The sequence below is a fragment of the Aeromonas sp. QDB25 genome (assembly GCF_027707725.1).
GTDB classification, from domain to species: domain Bacteria; phylum Pseudomonadota; class Gammaproteobacteria; order Enterobacterales; family Aeromonadaceae; genus Aeromonas; species Aeromonas caviae.
In genome coordinates this window covers 24,273-37,692 of record NZ_JAPCIZ010000020.1, presented here as the reverse complement: position 1 = coordinate 37,692, position 13,420 = coordinate 24,273, and the positions used below count along the sequence as shown (strand labels likewise).

Annotated in this window: 13 protein-coding genes; 7 read left to right on the top strand and 6 right to left on the bottom strand. The window is 64.7% G+C overall.

Features of this window, described 5'->3' with window-relative positions; all coding sequences use genetic code 11:
• Positions 1-28 precede the first annotated feature (28 nt).
• Complete coding sequence (locus tag PG883_RS09415; protein ID WP_029313696.1) at positions 29-259, top strand: hypothetical protein; 231 nt, start codon at positions 29-31, stop codon at positions 257-259.
• 148 nt (positions 260-407) lie between these two features.
• Positions 408-725 (top strand): hypothetical protein, encoded by a 318-nt coding sequence (locus PG883_RS09410; RefSeq protein WP_041211026.1) that lies wholly within the window; start codon positions 408-410, stop codon positions 723-725.
• Between the two features lie 136 nt (positions 726-861).
• Here the strand turns inward: PG883_RS09410 and PG883_RS09405 are convergent, their stop codons facing one another.
• Together PG883_RS09405 and PG883_RS09400 are read right to left on the bottom strand one after the other, a co-directional pair.
• Positions 862-1,338, bottom strand: a complete 477-nt coding sequence (locus PG883_RS09405) for an Lrp/AsnC family transcriptional regulator (RefSeq protein WP_010672894.1) — start codon at positions 1,336-1,338, stop codon at positions 862-864.
• Positions 1,339-1,647: 309 nt separating this feature from the next.
• Positions 1,648-2,271, bottom strand: a complete 624-nt coding sequence (locus PG883_RS09400; protein WP_041214535.1) for a helix-turn-helix transcriptional regulator — start codon at positions 2,269-2,271, stop codon at positions 1,648-1,650.
• 148 nt (positions 2,272-2,419) lie between these two features.
• On the opposite strand from PG883_RS09400, the gene PG883_RS09395 reads away from it, so the two are divergent.
• Positions 2,420-3,658, top strand: coding sequence for an MFS transporter (locus PG883_RS09395; protein ID WP_042864400.1), 1,239 nt, complete (start codon positions 2,420-2,422; stop codon positions 3,656-3,658).
• A gap of 236 nt (positions 3,659-3,894) precedes the next feature.
• Positions 3,895-4,716, top strand: coding sequence for a Cof-type HAD-IIB family hydrolase (locus PG883_RS09390; protein WP_109112599.1), 822 nt, complete (start codon positions 3,895-3,897; stop codon positions 4,714-4,716).
• Positions 4,717-4,770: 54 nt separating this feature from the next.
• Here the strand turns inward: PG883_RS09390 and PG883_RS09385 are convergent, their stop codons facing one another.
• Positions 4,771-5,334 (bottom strand): DUF2799 domain-containing protein, encoded by a 564-nt coding sequence (locus tag PG883_RS09385; protein WP_010672898.1) that lies wholly within the window; start codon positions 5,332-5,334, stop codon positions 4,771-4,773.
• Positions 5,335-5,534: 200 nt separating this feature from the next.
• Between PG883_RS09385 and PG883_RS09380 the strand changes: the two genes are divergently transcribed.
• The 3 genes from PG883_RS09380 to PG883_RS09370 all read left to right on the top strand — a co-directional run bounded on the left by PG883_RS09380 (position 5,535) and on the right by PG883_RS09370 (position 9,623).
• Positions 5,535-6,374: an isopenicillin N synthase family dioxygenase gene (locus tag PG883_RS09380; RefSeq protein WP_010672899.1), complete on the top strand. Its 840-nt coding sequence runs from the start codon at positions 5,535-5,537 to the stop codon at positions 6,372-6,374.
• 209 nt (positions 6,375-6,583) lie between these two features.
• Positions 6,584-7,897 (top strand): sodium-dependent transporter, encoded by a 1,314-nt coding sequence (locus PG883_RS09375; protein ID WP_010672900.1) that lies wholly within the window; start codon positions 6,584-6,586, stop codon positions 7,895-7,897.
• Between the two features lie 412 nt (positions 7,898-8,309).
• Positions 8,310-9,623, top strand: coding sequence for a sodium-dependent transporter (locus PG883_RS09370; protein ID WP_200164805.1), 1,314 nt, complete (start codon positions 8,310-8,312; stop codon positions 9,621-9,623).
• A gap of 36 nt (positions 9,624-9,659) precedes the next feature.
• On the opposite strand, the gene PG883_RS09365 is transcribed toward PG883_RS09370, so the two are convergent.
• From PG883_RS09365 to PG883_RS09355, 3 genes are all read right to left on the bottom strand, one after another.
• Positions 9,660-11,297, bottom strand: a complete 1,638-nt coding sequence (locus tag PG883_RS09365; RefSeq protein ID WP_200164804.1) for a hypothetical protein — start codon at positions 11,295-11,297, stop codon at positions 9,660-9,662.
• Between the two features lie 142 nt (positions 11,298-11,439).
• Positions 11,440-11,904 carry a hypothetical protein gene (locus PG883_RS09360; RefSeq protein WP_200164803.1) on the bottom strand — a complete coding sequence of 155 codons (465 nt, stop codon included), beginning with the start codon at positions 11,902-11,904 and terminating at the stop codon, positions 11,440-11,442.
• Between the two features lie 29 nt (positions 11,905-11,933).
• Positions 11,934-13,307 carry an aminotransferase-like domain-containing protein gene (locus tag PG883_RS09355; protein WP_200164802.1) on the bottom strand — a complete coding sequence of 458 codons (1,374 nt, stop codon included), beginning with the start codon at positions 13,305-13,307 and terminating at the stop codon, positions 11,934-11,936.
• Positions 13,308-13,420 lie beyond the last annotated feature (113 nt).

Genomic DNA, 13,420 nt, shown 5'->3' with positions numbered 1-13,420 from the left:
TCCCGTCAGGAGTGACCCGATGAAACCCATGCAATCCCTGCTTCCTCTGTTTGCCATCCTGCTGTGCGCCTGTGCCGATACCTCCTATCCCCGTTCCGAGTTGCAGATCGACGATGCCGATGCCTGGCAGGCCATCTGCAAGGACGGGGTCCGGGTGCGGGCGGTCACCGACGAGGGGATCTGTGCGGATCACCGCGGGGTGGCCATGTGGACAAATAAACCAAGGGCTGCACGGATGGCAGAAGAAGCGGCCAAGTAGTGTGACCTGTACGACATAAAATGACATGACCGGCCATGGGGCCGGTTTTTTTCGCGATCTTGCCAGCACTTTGGCACCTTGTTCATGGTGCACTCATTTTTCTCTTCCCATACTGGCCCTCAAGGTAGCAAACCAACAGGAGAGAGAGATGCAATCATCCATCGTCGGGCTCTCCATTCTGTGGGGGCTGGCCAGCTTTGGTGTGCAGGGGGATTTCATCGAGAGCCGTGATACCGCCTCCCCCTCCTGGCAGGCCGAGTCCAGAGTGGAGATGGAAGGGTACTTGATGGAGTCGTTGGGCGCCGATCGCTGGGTGTTCGACAACGGCAGCGAGAGCCTGGAAATCTCTCTGCCCAAAGGGCAGTGGGTGTCGACCGGTGAGCGGCTGCGGCTGCGCGGCGAACCCCTGCAGGAGCAGAGCGGCTGGTTGCTGCAGGTGCAGGACGTCAGCCAGGTCGAGGCATGACGAGGCGTTCGCCACCTGGCGGCGCGATGGCGCCCGCGGGGTGGTGTTGACCGCGAATGCCCTTGATAGCAGAGACAAGAAGAGGAGGCCCGGGCCTCCTCTTGCTTTTGGTGCTCCCCGGATGCGGGGTGGGTTGTCAGCCCAGGTGGTTGAGGGGCAGGGCGGTCTTGTGCTTGATGCGGCGCAGCACGAAGCTCGAACGCACCCCGGTCACGCCGGAGATGTGGGTCAGCTTGTCCAGCAGGAAGTGCTGGTAGTGCTCCATGTCCCGCACCACCACCTTGAGCTGGTAATCCGCATCGTTGCCGGTGATGAGGTCGCACTCCAGCACCTCGGGCAGATCCTTGACGGCGCGATCGAAGTTCTCGAACCGCTCCGGAGTGTGCCTGTCCATGGAGATGTGAATGTAGGCGGTGAGGGTCAGCCCCAGCTGGCGGGCATTGAGCAGGGTGACATGGGTATCGATGAGACCGGCATCCTCCAGCGCCTTGACCCGGCGCGAGCAGGGGGAGGGGGAGAGCCCGACCAGCTCGGCCAGCTCCAGGTTGCTGATGCGGCCATTTTCCTGCATCAGCTCCAGAATATGCCTGTCTATACGATCAAGTTTCAGCATTCTCCGTACCTCTTCGCAATTACTAATCCACTTTTCCTAGATTAAGGGTGAACTATTGCAAAAACAACTGAAAATACCTGCTACTTCACAACCACTCACCGCATCGCGGGGAGTACCATGGTTACATCTTCCGGTGGCAAGACAGGCGCCCGACCAGGCACCTGTGGTGAAGGACCTTACCGGGTCAAGAGCCCCATCAGCCGTTCGACCTTATCGGGAAACAACGGGCTGGAACGAGAGCACCCCCTCCCCGAAGGCAACAAAGCAGGCATCCCGGCGCCTGCTTTGTTGTTTTTGCGTTCCACCCGCTCAGGGGCGGGGCGGCCGGATGCGATAGAGACAGCGGCTGTCCCCCTCCAGCAGATACTGCTCCCGCTCCACCTCGGCCGGCGCCAGCAACCGGCGAAACAGCGCCAGCTCGCTGCGGCAAAAGCCCCGACAGGCCCTGGCCGCACTGCAGATGGGGCAGTGACTCTCCCACCACAGCCAGCTGCCGTCCTCCTCCTGCGACATGTCCGCCATATACCCCTCCTGGGTGCGCAGCGCCTTGAGCGTCATCAGCCTGTCTGCCAGCGCCGGCTGGGTCAGCCTGGATTCATAGCGTGCCTGCATCTGCTGCTCCCGCCGCGTGATGAGCTGCTCCATGCCCGCGTCGCCAAACACCTGCCGGATGTCGTCGATCAGCTGCAGGGTCAGATCGCCATGGGTGTCGGGGAAGCGTTGCCAGGCCTGGTCGGTGAGGTGCCACAGGCGCACCGGGCGACCGCGGCCGCGGGCCTCGTCGCTAAACCCCACCCAGCCCTCGGACTCCAGGGCCATCAGGTGCTGGCGCGCCCCCATGGACGTCATCTGCAACTGGTCGCCGAGTTCGGCGGCGCTCTGGGGGCCGCGGGTTTTCAGCAGATAGAGGATCTTGTCGGTACTGGCGTTCATGGGGGCTCCGGTGGTGGGTATCGGTGCGGTGACCGCCTGGATGAGGTCATTATGGGTAGCAGGGCGATTTAAATCAACAATCTGCTTTACTTAATGGACGACCCCTCACAATATAAATAAACCGATAACTTTATTTAATGAGGCAAAGATGGAAGGGATCAAGGGACAGGCGACCCTCTGGGTATTGGTGATGACGGTGACGCTGGCGGTGGCGGGGTTCAGCCTGCCTTCCCCCGTCCTGGCGCCGCTGCTGCTGGATCCGGCCCAGGGCATGTTGACGCCACAGGCGTCGGACTGGAGCCGCAAGGTGTGGCTTGGCGTCATCATGGGGCTCTATCCGTTGTTTCAACTGCTGGGGGCCCCCTTGCTTGGCCGTCTCTCCGATCGCCATGGGCGCAAGCCGGTGCTGACCCTCTGTCTGGTGGGGGTGCTGGCGGGGTATGTGCTGATGGCCCTCGGCATCGCCTGGCGTTCCCTGCCGCTCTTGCTGCTGAGCCGGGTGGTGGAGGGCTTCTTCAACGGCGACATCGCCATCGTGCAGGCGATGGCGGCGGACATGAGCACGGCCAGGACCAAGGCCCGCAACTTCGCCCGCATCAACATCGGCATGAACCTGGGCTGGGTGGTGGGCCCCATGATCGGAGGCTATGCGGCCGTGGTCTCGGGGGATTACAGCCTGGCGGCCTGGCTGGCGGTGGGGATGACGGTGATCAACCTGCTGCTGGTGCTCTGGCTGCTGCCCAATCGTCCCCCGGTGCCGGCGACCCGGGATGAGGCCCCCCTCTCGACCCGCCAATTGCTGTTGCAACCTCGTCTCCTGCCCTACTTTGCCCTGACCCTGGCAAGCTACGGGGCGGTGCAGCTCTACTTCACCTACTTCAATGTCTGGCTGGTGGAGCGGCTGGCATGGGATCCGGTGCAACTGGCCCAGGCCGCCGTGTTGGTGAGCGTGCCCATGATGCTGGGATCCTGGATCGGTGAGCAGCTGGCACGGCACTGGCGCGGCAGCTCCCTTGGCATCGTCGGCCACCTGGTGATGGCGGCGGGCATGCTGATGTTCATCCTGCCGACCCAGTGGTGGGGGCTCGCGCTCACCTTCATCCCGGCCGGCATCGGCATGAGTCTGGGGGAGCTGGCCACCTCGGTGGCGGTCTCCAACCGCAGCCATGCCAGCCAGCAGGGGCAGGCGATGGGGCTCTACCGCGGTCTGGCGGTGGGCAGCGAGATCCTGGCGGTGGTACTGGGCAGCCTGGTGCTGCTGGCGGGGACCGAGTGGCCCTTCTACCTTGCCGGCCTCTGCGGCGTGATCTGTGCCCTCGGCTTCTACGGATTGCGCAGACGGGCGGACAGGCGAAACGCCGTGGCCGGGTGCGCCGAGGCGGGCTGACGAAGGGCGCGGGGATCACAGTTCGGCGACGGGATGACGGGCCGGACTTGCATCGCGGCGCCGAGTCTGGGACGGTATGGCTCTTTGCTCCGCTTTTCCCGATCCCCCGGTGAGCGCGTCTCCCATCATGGACCCTGCGATGCCCAGTCCGCATTCCCGGCGGTGAGATGTGTCGTCATGGCACTGGAAACGGGAGGGGATGGCGCCGCACCCGTCTCGATATTCCTGGAGGTGATATGAGTCGTTATCAGGCCATTGCATTGGACATGGACGGTACCCTGCTGAACCGGGATCACAAGATCTCGTCCGCTACCCGGGCGGCCCTGGCCCAGGCCCGGGCCCACGACATCAAGGTGCTGCTGGTGACGGGTCGCCACTTCATGACGGCCCGTCCCTTCCACCACGAGCTGGCCCTCGACACCCCCATCATCTGCAGCAACGGTGCCTACCTCTATGATCCGGTGCAGGAGAGGATCCTCGCCGGGGATCCCCTGGCCGTGGCGCCTCTCACCACCCTGCTGGAGGAGGTGCAAGCCCAGCAGATGGGGGCGCTGTTCCACCTGGGGGACGGCATCGGCTACCTGGGCTGCGAGGAGCACGTGGGTCGGATGCGGCGCTGGTCGGCAACCCAGCCGGATCACCTCAAGGTCTCCCTGCTGCCCGCCGAGGATATCGAGTCCTGGTTGCAGTCCCCCATCTGGAAGCTGGAGTTGTTCAACCAGGATCCCGGCCGGTTGCACCGTTTCGTCGGGGAGGTGGTGGAGAGACTGCCCTTCACCCGTGACTGGGCGGCCCCCTATGCGGTGGAGCTGGTGCAGCCAGGTTGCAGCAAGGGCAACCGGCTGGCCCAGTGGGCGGCGAGCGAGGGGATCGCCATGGAGAACCTGGTGGCCTTTGGCGACAACAACAACGACATCAGCATGTTCGAGCAGGTGGGGCTGGCGGTGGCCATGGGCAATGCGGCGCCCCAGATCCAGGCCCATGCAGACCGGGTCACCGCGGATCACAACGAGGATGGCATCGCCCTGGCGTTGCAGCGCTGGGTCCTGCCCGCCTGAGGGGAAAAACAGTCTGCGGCATAAACAGAAAGGGGCCATGTCGGCCCCTTTTTGTCAGCTCCCGAAGGAGAACTGGATCACCCGATCCGGGAAGCGCAGCCGGTTGTAGTCCCGGTACACCCCTTCGTAGTGACGGATGGCGCGCTCGCGCTGGGCACGATAGTAGTCGCGCTGGCGGCTGTCGCTCTCGCCCCGGATCTGCTGATCCAACTGGTGGATGCTCCGCTCGGTGCGCTCCAGCTCCTGCTGCAATTCGCCGAGGCGCTGCTCCAGCAGGTACTCCTTGCGGCCGCGCTCGAACTGGGTGAGGAAGCTGGTGTCGTTGGGGCAGACCCCCAGGTATTCGCTCCCCTCCCGTCCCTTGCTGTAGGCAAGCTCGGGGATGCAATAGAGCTCCAGCCCCTTGGCGTAGCCGCGCTGCCACTCCGCCTCATCCACTTTGAGGCCGTACTCCCCGCAGGTCTTCTGATAGTCGCGGGTGGCGCTCCGGGTCTTGCCCTGCTCCCCGTCCTGATAGCCCTGGTTGTACCAGCTCATGGCACGGCACTCCTCCTCCGAGAGGGAACTGCACCCGGCGAGCAGGAAGGGAAGGGTCAACAACAGGATCTTGGGGGACATGAGGGGGCTCCGACAGCAAAGGGGGTGGGGCATTCTAGAAGAGGAGGCCCGTCCGGGACAAGCACCGGGCGAGGGGGCCGTATCATGATGTTTTTATCAGTATTTTCAAGCCATTGTAGACGGGCTTCCGGCAGCCTTTTCTTGCCGGGGGAGGCAGGGTAAACTGCGCCTACTTTTAACTGGCATGTAACATAAAAACAATGAAAGTCCTGACCGTCGATTATCGCTCCCCCGATGCGGCCGAGCGCTTCACCGAATCCCTGCGCACCACCGGCTTCGGGGTGCTGACTCACCACCCCATCCCGAAGGAGCTGGTGCAGTCCATCTATGACAACTGGTATCGCTTCTTCATGAGCGAACAGAAGCAGGATTTCCTGTTCAATCGCGAGACCCAGGACGGCTACTTCCCGCCCTCTGTGTCCGAGGTGGCCAAGGGCCACAGCCAGAAGGACATCAAGGAGTACTTCCACATCTATCCCTGGGGGCAGATGCCGGCAGAGCTGAAAGAGCAGGCGATGGAGTACTACCGCCTCGCCAACGATCTGGCCGCCGAGCTGCTGGGCTGGGTGGAGCAGCACACCCCGGGCGACATCGCCGCCCACTACAGCTGCCCGCTCTCCTCCATGATCGAAGAGAGCCACAAGACCCTGCTGCGGGTGCTGCACTACCCGCCCTTCGACGGCACCGAGGAGCCGGGTGCCATCCGCGCCGCCGCCCATGAAGACATCAACCTGCTGACCATTCTGCCCGCTTCCAACGAGCCGGGCCTGCAGGTGAAAGGTTCAGACGGGGAGTGGATGGATGTGCCCTGCGATTTCGGCACCCTCATCATCAACATCGGCGACATGCTGCAGGAGGCCTCCCGCGGCTACTACCCCTCCACCACCCACAGGGTCATCAACCCGACCGGGGGCAGTGCCGCCAAGTCCCGCATCTCCTTGCCGCTCTTCCTGCACCCCCGTCCGGACGTGGTGCTCTCGGAGCGTCACACCGCCCACAGCTATCTGATGGAGCGGTTGCGGGAGCTGGGGGTGATCTAATCCCGCCAGACCCGAGCAGACAACAAACCGGAGCATACCCGCTCCGGTTTTTATTTTGTGGCACGATTGGTGGGTTATCCGAATTTTATTGGTCAATGATGCTAAAAACTGAGTTTTATATCGGATATACGCCGAGTGATTGCGCGCCTGCGGGCGTACTCTGAGCGCCATTTCGGGCCTCGTTGGCAGGCCTTTCGCGTGGAGTTCTTATGAAGCAGTCCCAATGGTCATCCCGGCTCGGTTACATCCTGGCCGCCGCAGGTTCCGCGGTCGGTCTCGGCGCCATCTGGAAGTTCCCCTATGTCACCGCCGCCAACGGTGGCGGCGCCTTCCTGCTGGTCTTTCTGCTGTTCAGCTTCACCCTGGGGGTGGCGGTGCTGATGGGGGAGACCCTGATCGGCAGCCTGACCCGGCGCGGGGTGGTGGGCGCCTTTGGCGAACTGATGGGCAGGCGCTGGCGCTGGGTCGGTGCCATGGGCTTGCTGTGCAGCCTGCTCATCTTCTGTTTCTACAGCGTGGTGGGCGGCTGGACCCTGGGGTACACGGGCATGGCCCTGGCGGGGGAGCTGCAACAGGGGGACGGCGCGGCACTGACAGCCCGTTTCAACGACTACGTCGGTGATCCGCTCTGGCCGGTGCTGACCCACCTGCTGTTTGCCGGCTTGACCTGGTGGTTCGTGCGGGGCGGCGTGCAACAAGGGGTGGAGCGCACCCTGCGCTGGATGATGCCGGCCCTGTTCATCATGATCCTGCTGCTGGTGGCCTTCGGCCTCACCCTGCCGGGCGCCATGGGCGGGGTGCGCCACTTCCTGATGCCCGATTTCAGCAAGCTCGGCATGTCGGGTGTGCTGGACGCCATGGGGCTGGCCTTTTTCTCCCTCTCCATCGGCCTTGGCATCCACACCACCTATGGCGCCTACCTGCCTTCCAGCGAAGGGGTCGGTCGCTCCAGCCTCTGGGTGGTGCTGCTGGCGAGCGTCATCGCCGTGCTGGCGGGCCTGATGATCTTCCCGGTACTGGCGGCGACCGGTATTGACCCGGCCTCGGGCCCGGGCCTCACCTTCATGACCATGCCAGCGGTGTTCCAGCAACTGCCCTTCGGCCAGGGGCTGGCGGTGGTGTTCTTCTCTCTGCTGGTGGTGGCGGCGCTCTCCTCCTCCATCTCCCTGCTGGAGCATTTGCAGTGCTTCCTGTGCGAGAGCCTGGGCTGGTCCCGCCGCGCGGCGTGCAACCTGGTCATTGCCCTGGTGATGGCGGGTGGCATCCCGGTGAGCCTGTCGTTCGGTCCCTGGGCCACCCTGACCCTGTTTGGCAAGAATATCTTCGAGTTGCTGGACTTCATCACCTCCAACCTGATGATGCCCCTGTTCGGGCTGGCCCTGACGCTGCTGCTGGGCTGGCGGCTCGGTCGTCAGGCGCTGCCCGAAGGGCTGGCTCCCCACTGGCGGGCCCTGCTGATGGGCTGCTGGCGCTGGCTGGCTCCCCTGCTCATTGGCGGCATTCTGGTGCGCGGCCTGGTGTAGGGAGGGTTGGTCATCTGTGCCACTCCCCAACCGGGCTGGCTGGGGAGTGGGGTGGCAGGATTGACTCTTTATAAAAATCCGTTAATTAAAAATAAACGGGATAACGGTCTGGCATTTCGATATTTTGTTTTGGTTAAATCTGTTTTTGGTTCTGTTTTAGACTATTTCCTGTCAACCTCTCTTGCCATGGTTTAGGCTGTGGCTCCTTTTTACCGTGCAGGCGTCGCCCTCCCATGTCACCCCTTATCGCCCTCTGTGGCCGATTTAGCCCCTTCCTGGAGAGGTGACCTTGCAGGTGTCGTTTGTCTGACTGTTCATTGCAAAGGTCGCCCTCAGGCGGCCTTTTTTGTTGCGGCGCACACCGCGTCTAGCCATGGAGTATCGAACTGATGTTGTCTTGCCCGGAGGTTGTATGAGCCAGGTTCAGTGGTCTTCCCGTATTGGTCATGTGCTGGCGGCCGCCGGCTCGGCGATCGGCCTTGGCGCCATCTGGAAGTTTCCCTATGTGACAGCCACCAACGGGGGCGGTGCCTTCCTGCTGGTGTTCCTGCTCTTCAGCTTCACCCTGGGGGTCGCGGTGCTGGTGGGGGAGACCCTGCTCGGCAGCCGCAGCCAGCGCGGCGTGCTTGGCGCCTTCCACAAGCTGGTGGGGCCGAACTGGCGCTGGATGGGTTACATGGGGATCCTGTGTGGCTTCTTCATCTACAGCTTCTACAGCGTGGTGGGGGGCTGGACCGTGGGCTATGCGGCCCTGGCCGTGGGCGGCGAGCTCAACCTGAGTGAGGCGAGCACCCTCACCGCACTCTTCACCGGTTATGTGAGCGATCCCCTCTGGCCGGCCCTCACCCATCTCGTCTTCGCCGGGCTCACCTGGTGGTTCGTGCAGGGAGGGCTGCAACAGGGGGTGGAGCGGGCGCTGCGCTGGATGATGCCGGCCCTGTTCGTGATGATGCTGCTCCTGGTGGTGACCGGGCTCTCCATGCCGGGGGCCATGGCCGGGGTACGCCAGTTCCTGATGCCCGACGTCTCCCACCTGACGGGGCAGGGGGTGCTCGACGCCCTGGGGCTGGCGTTCTTCTCCCTCTCCATTGGCCTCGGGGTACACACCACCTATGGCGCCTACCTGCCGAGCAGTGACGGGGCGCTGCGCTCCGGGGTCTGGGTAGTCACCCTGGCGAGCTGCATCTCGGTGCTGGCGGGGCTGATGATCTTCCCGGTGCTGGCCTCCACCGGCATCGATCCTGCCGCCGGCCCCGGCCTCACCTTCATGACCATGCCGGCGGTGTTCAACCACCTGCCGTTCGGTCAGGGGCTGGCGGTGATCTTCTTCCTGCTGCTGCTGGTGGCGGCGCTCTCCTCCTCCATCTCCATGCTGGAGCACCTGGTGCGCTTCACCACCGAGGAGTGGGGCTGGTCGCGCCGCAATGCCTGCCGGGTACTGACCCTGCTCATCATGGCCTGCGGCATTCCGGTCAGTCTGTCGTTCGGCCCCTGGGCGGACTACACCCTGTTTGGCAAGACCCTGTTCGATCTGCTGGATTACCTCACCTCCAACCTGATGATGCCCCTGTTCGGTCTGGTGCTGACCCTGCTGCTTGGCTGGAAGCTGGGGGACAGTATTGTGCCTGCGGATCTCTCGCCGCTGATGCGTGGCGCGCTGCTCTGGTGCTGGCGGCTGATCGCCCCCCTGCTGATCGCGGGGATCCTGGTGCGGGGCTTGTTGTAACGCACCTGCCAGGGCGGCATGCGCCGCCCTGGCAGGCTATAGGCCCTGATGGGGACCGAGGGGCGGCAGTTTGGGGGCCAGGTGGGATCTCACCTGTTGCAGGGTCTCCCGATAGGCGTTCCCATGGTGTTCCAGGAAGGCGGCACTGTGGTTGAGACGCTGCTCCAGCCTGTCCACCAGGCGGGCCACCGCCGGGGCCGCCATGCCGGCGGGCCAGCACTGGGTCAGCAATACCAGCAGTTGCCAGGCATCCCCCGCCTGGGCCGGGAATCGCTCCTGCAGGGTCAGAGCGCTCTGCACGGCGAGCTGGAGCTGACCCGTGGTCATGGCCCGTTGCCGCTCCTCGCGCAGCTGGGTCAGCTGCTGCTCCCGCTGCGCCAGTTGCCGCGCCAGATCGTCGACCACCTGCAAAATGAGCCCCTGCAGCAGCGGGGTCTGTGCCACCGGCCCCTGATACTGGCCGAGCTGGGCCAGATAACGCTGGGCATGGTGGGGAAGCCCGCAGAACTGGCTGACGGCCACCCCGAGCAACTGATTGAGGTGATTGTCCCGCGCCGCCTCCGGCGGGTGCTTGGCCAGCAGCATCAAGGCGTCATCGAATCGATAATCCAGACCCAGCATCAGGGCGCGCAGCAGCCCCTCCTCGTGGGCCCGCAGGGTCACGGCCTGCTGGCCGAGCTCCTCCAGGGCCTGCTGCAGCCCATGAACTCTGGCCTCTCCCGGTGGATGCCAGAGCACCGCCAGGGTCGCATCCAGCAGGCAGCGTTCGACGGAGTGGCGAAACGTCTGTTTGGGGAAGTAGCGCAGGATGAAATCGCTGGCCTGCGCCAGCACCTGACCTTCATCCCTTCGCAGCAAGGCTAGCAAAATGGCCACTTGGCGCCACTGCGGCTGCCAGGGGCAGCGTTGCAGCAAGCCTGACAAAGTTTCCCAGGCAGGATCCCACTGCGCCTCGTGCAGTTGGCAGGCGAGAACCAGCGCCTGATGGATGACGGGGGGCAGTCGCTCCCGGTTGCGGGCCAGATCCTTGTGGGCGCTCTCCACCCGGTTCAGCCCGAGCAGGGCCTGGTTCAGCCCCTGGCGTGGCCACCAGGCATCGTACTCCGTGGTGCAGATGGCGTAGTGCTGGGCGGCCTGCACCCGTTCCCCGGCTTGCAGCAGCATGTAGCCCTTTACCCTGTCCATCTGTGCTTCCAGCCCCTTGTGGCTGGCGTGCCGGTAAAGCAGATCCTCGCACTGGGCGCAGGCGCTGCGCCACTCCCTGAGCGCCATGGGGGTGGCCAGGGGGCGGGTCACCGTGGTCAGTGCCAGCAGCGCTTGCAGGCTGTGCGCCAGCTGCTCCGTGGTGAAGGGCACGGCCAGACGCAGGGCGAAATAGAGGTCGGAGGGGGGGAACTGGCCGGTGTCCTCGTCCTGCTCCAGCAGCAGGAGCACGCAGCCGGGCGCGAGCAGGCCCAGGTGGTGTGCTTCATGCAGCAGCCTGACTCCCTCGTGGGCCTGGTGGTGATACTGGCGGCAAAGAATGGCATCGAAGGCGTGCTGGCGCAGCAGGGCGGGCAGGCTTGCTATCTCTTTGCAGTGGAACAGCTCGGTGGGGGGCAGCCCCAGATCACTCAGTCCCTGGGTGAGGGTCGAGCCCATCATGGCATCGTCTTCAATGAGGAGGATCTGCATCTTTGACGCTCCTTCGCCGGTCGGGGGTGGCGAGGTTGGATTCAAAGGTAGCCTCCACTCTCCCGCGAGAGCCAGAGGGGGTCAATACCCCACCTGGGTCAGGGATGGCTCAGTGCCGGCCTTCGGCGGGGCAAAGAAAGCGTCACTGAAGGCCGGGCCCCCTGGCCGAGAAGGGGCAGTCCCGCTCGGGGACTCGCAGCTCCCCGGCGCCCGCCTCTCCCTGCCAGGCGAGCTCGAGCTGGCCCAGGCGCCCGAGGCGGCGCAGCTCGAACTCGTAGCGCAGGCAGGGGTTGTCGGTGGGCAGCTGCGTCATCCCGGCGGGCAGCCGGTAGTCGTAGCGCAGCAGAGGGCCATCTTGCAGCCGGCTCTGCACGGGCACCAGCCCCTCCGCCGTCGGTGCGGGGGCCTTGAGATAGCGGCGCAGCGCCACCGGGGCGTCGATGGCTTTTTGATAGTGAAGGCCGTTCATGGCTGCCAACTCCTCCTCCAGCCGCGTCAACTCCCCCTCCAGTCCGCTCAAGGCGGCGCCAAGCTGTTGATGGGCCGGGGAGGCGCAGCCTCCCAGCAGCAGGGTTGTGATCAGCAGGGCGGGACGGGCGGCAGACATGAAGGCTCCTCGGGTGCCAGGGTCAATGACTATAGCAGGGGATTGGTGGGCGGCGTGCCCCTCAGCAGCCCGGCGAGGCGCTCCAGCCCTTCGGCGACGCGGGCGTCGGTGGCGGGCTGGCTCAGGCTGAGGCGTACTCCCTGCGGGGCGGCAAACTGGCCGGCGGCGAAGTGTTCTCCGCTGGCGACCCCCACGTCAAGGGCGTTGGCGGCCTCCGCAAACTCCTGGCTGCGCCAGGGCTCGGGCAGCGGCAGCCAGGCGTGCATGGACCCCGCCTGCCAGCGCGCTCCCGGCAGCAGGTGGCGCAGTAGCTCACCCCGGCGCGCCAGGATTTTTCGCTGGTGTTCGATGAGCGGCATGATCTGGCGCTGGCTCACCAGCTTGCAGGCCAGTTCGATGAGCAGCGGACTCACCATCCAGCTCGACAGCCGCATCGCCTGGGCGAAGCCGTTGCGAAGGGCGGGAGGGGACAACACGAAGCCGACCCGCAGGCCGCCGCAGGCGATCTTGGCGAGACTGCCAAGGTAGATGACCCGCTCCGGTGCCAGGTTGACCAGGGGAGGGAGCGCACTTTCGGGCAGCAGGCCGTTGACGTCATCCTCGACGATCAGCAGATCGTGGCGACGGGCGATGGCGACGATGGCGTCGCGCCGCGCCAGGCTCATGGTGGCCGTGGTGGGGTTTTGCAGGGTGGGGGTGAGGTAGAGCAGCTTGGCCCGGCGGGTACGGCACGCGGCATCCAGCGCCTCCGGCAGCAGTCCCTCCTCATCCATCGCCAGTCCCACCACCTGATTCTTGAGCTGGCGTGCATTGCCCAGCATGCCGGGGTAGCTCAGGCCCTCGCAAAACAGGGTCTCTCCCACGCAGCCGGTGGCCAGCAGGGCCAGCATGATGCCGTGCTGGGCCCCATGGCTGAACAGCAGGCGATCTTCGCTCGCCGTGATGCCCTGCTCGGCGAGCCAGTCGACGAACAGCTGGCGTTGTGCGGGGCGTCCCGCCTCCTTGTCATAACCGAGCAGGCCGTTGAGATCCCCCTGCGCCAGCTCGGTGAGCAGGGGCCTGATGATGGCGCCCCTGTCCAGCTGGACCGGGAGGTTCTGCCACAGCTCGATGCGCTGGCTGTCTTCATTGCGGATCACCCATTCGTTGGCGGGATCCGCCGCTCCCCTGACCCAGGTGCCGTGCCCGACCCGGGCCGCCAGCAGGCCCCGTCGCTCCGCCTCGGTGTAGGCGCGGGTGACGGTGCCCACGGTGACCCCCAGCTTGTCTGCCAGGGCCCTGTGGGTCGGCAGCCGGGTCTCGGGTGAGAGGATGCCGGTGGCGATGGCCTGCTCGATGGCCTTGACCAGTTTGAGGTAGAGGGGCCCCTCGAAAGGGGTGAGGTCGGGCGTCCAGATTGTCATGGTGACAATAAATCCATTGATCCAAGATTGTCCGCAATATAGCGTGATTATCAGCCTATACACAACCAACAAGCACACATTGTATCGGTACAATGTGGCGAGAAAGGAGTCTC

Excerpts from the sequence above, each read along its gene's own strand:
- PG883_RS09415 (WP_029313696.1), top strand. The coding sequence starts at position 29 with ATGCAATCCCTGCTTCCTCTGTTTGCCATCCTGCTGTGCGCCTGTGCC.
- PG883_RS09410 (WP_041211026.1), top strand. The coding sequence starts at position 408 with ATGCAATCATCCATCGTCGGGCTCTCCATTCTGTGGGGGCTGGCCAGC.
- PG883_RS09405 (WP_010672894.1), bottom strand. The coding sequence starts at position 1,338 with ATGCTGAAACTTGATCGTATAGACAGGCATATTCTGGAGCTGATGCAG.
- PG883_RS09400 (WP_041214535.1), bottom strand. The coding sequence starts at position 2,271 with ATGAACGCCAGTACCGACAAGATCCTCTATCTGCTGAAAACCCGCGGC.
- PG883_RS09395 (WP_042864400.1), top strand. The coding sequence starts at position 2,420 with ATGGAAGGGATCAAGGGACAGGCGACCCTCTGGGTATTGGTGATGACG.
- PG883_RS09390 (WP_109112599.1), top strand. The coding sequence starts at position 3,895 with ATGAGTCGTTATCAGGCCATTGCATTGGACATGGACGGTACCCTGCTG.
- PG883_RS09385 (WP_010672898.1), bottom strand. The coding sequence starts at position 5,334 with ATGTCCCCCAAGATCCTGTTGTTGACCCTTCCCTTCCTGCTCGCCGGG.
- PG883_RS09380 (WP_010672899.1), top strand. The coding sequence starts at position 5,535 with ATGAAAGTCCTGACCGTCGATTATCGCTCCCCCGATGCGGCCGAGCGC.
- PG883_RS09375 (WP_010672900.1), top strand. The coding sequence starts at position 6,584 with ATGAAGCAGTCCCAATGGTCATCCCGGCTCGGTTACATCCTGGCCGCC.
- PG883_RS09370 (WP_200164805.1), top strand. The coding sequence starts at position 8,310 with ATGAGCCAGGTTCAGTGGTCTTCCCGTATTGGTCATGTGCTGGCGGCC.
- PG883_RS09365 (WP_200164804.1), bottom strand. The coding sequence starts at position 11,297 with ATGCAGATCCTCCTCATTGAAGACGATGCCATGATGGGCTCGACCCTC.
- PG883_RS09360 (WP_200164803.1), bottom strand. The coding sequence starts at position 11,904 with ATGTCTGCCGCCCGTCCCGCCCTGCTGATCACAACCCTGCTGCTGGGA.
- PG883_RS09355 (WP_200164802.1), bottom strand. The coding sequence starts at position 13,307 with ATGACAATCTGGACGCCCGACCTCACCCCTTTCGAGGGGCCCCTCTAC.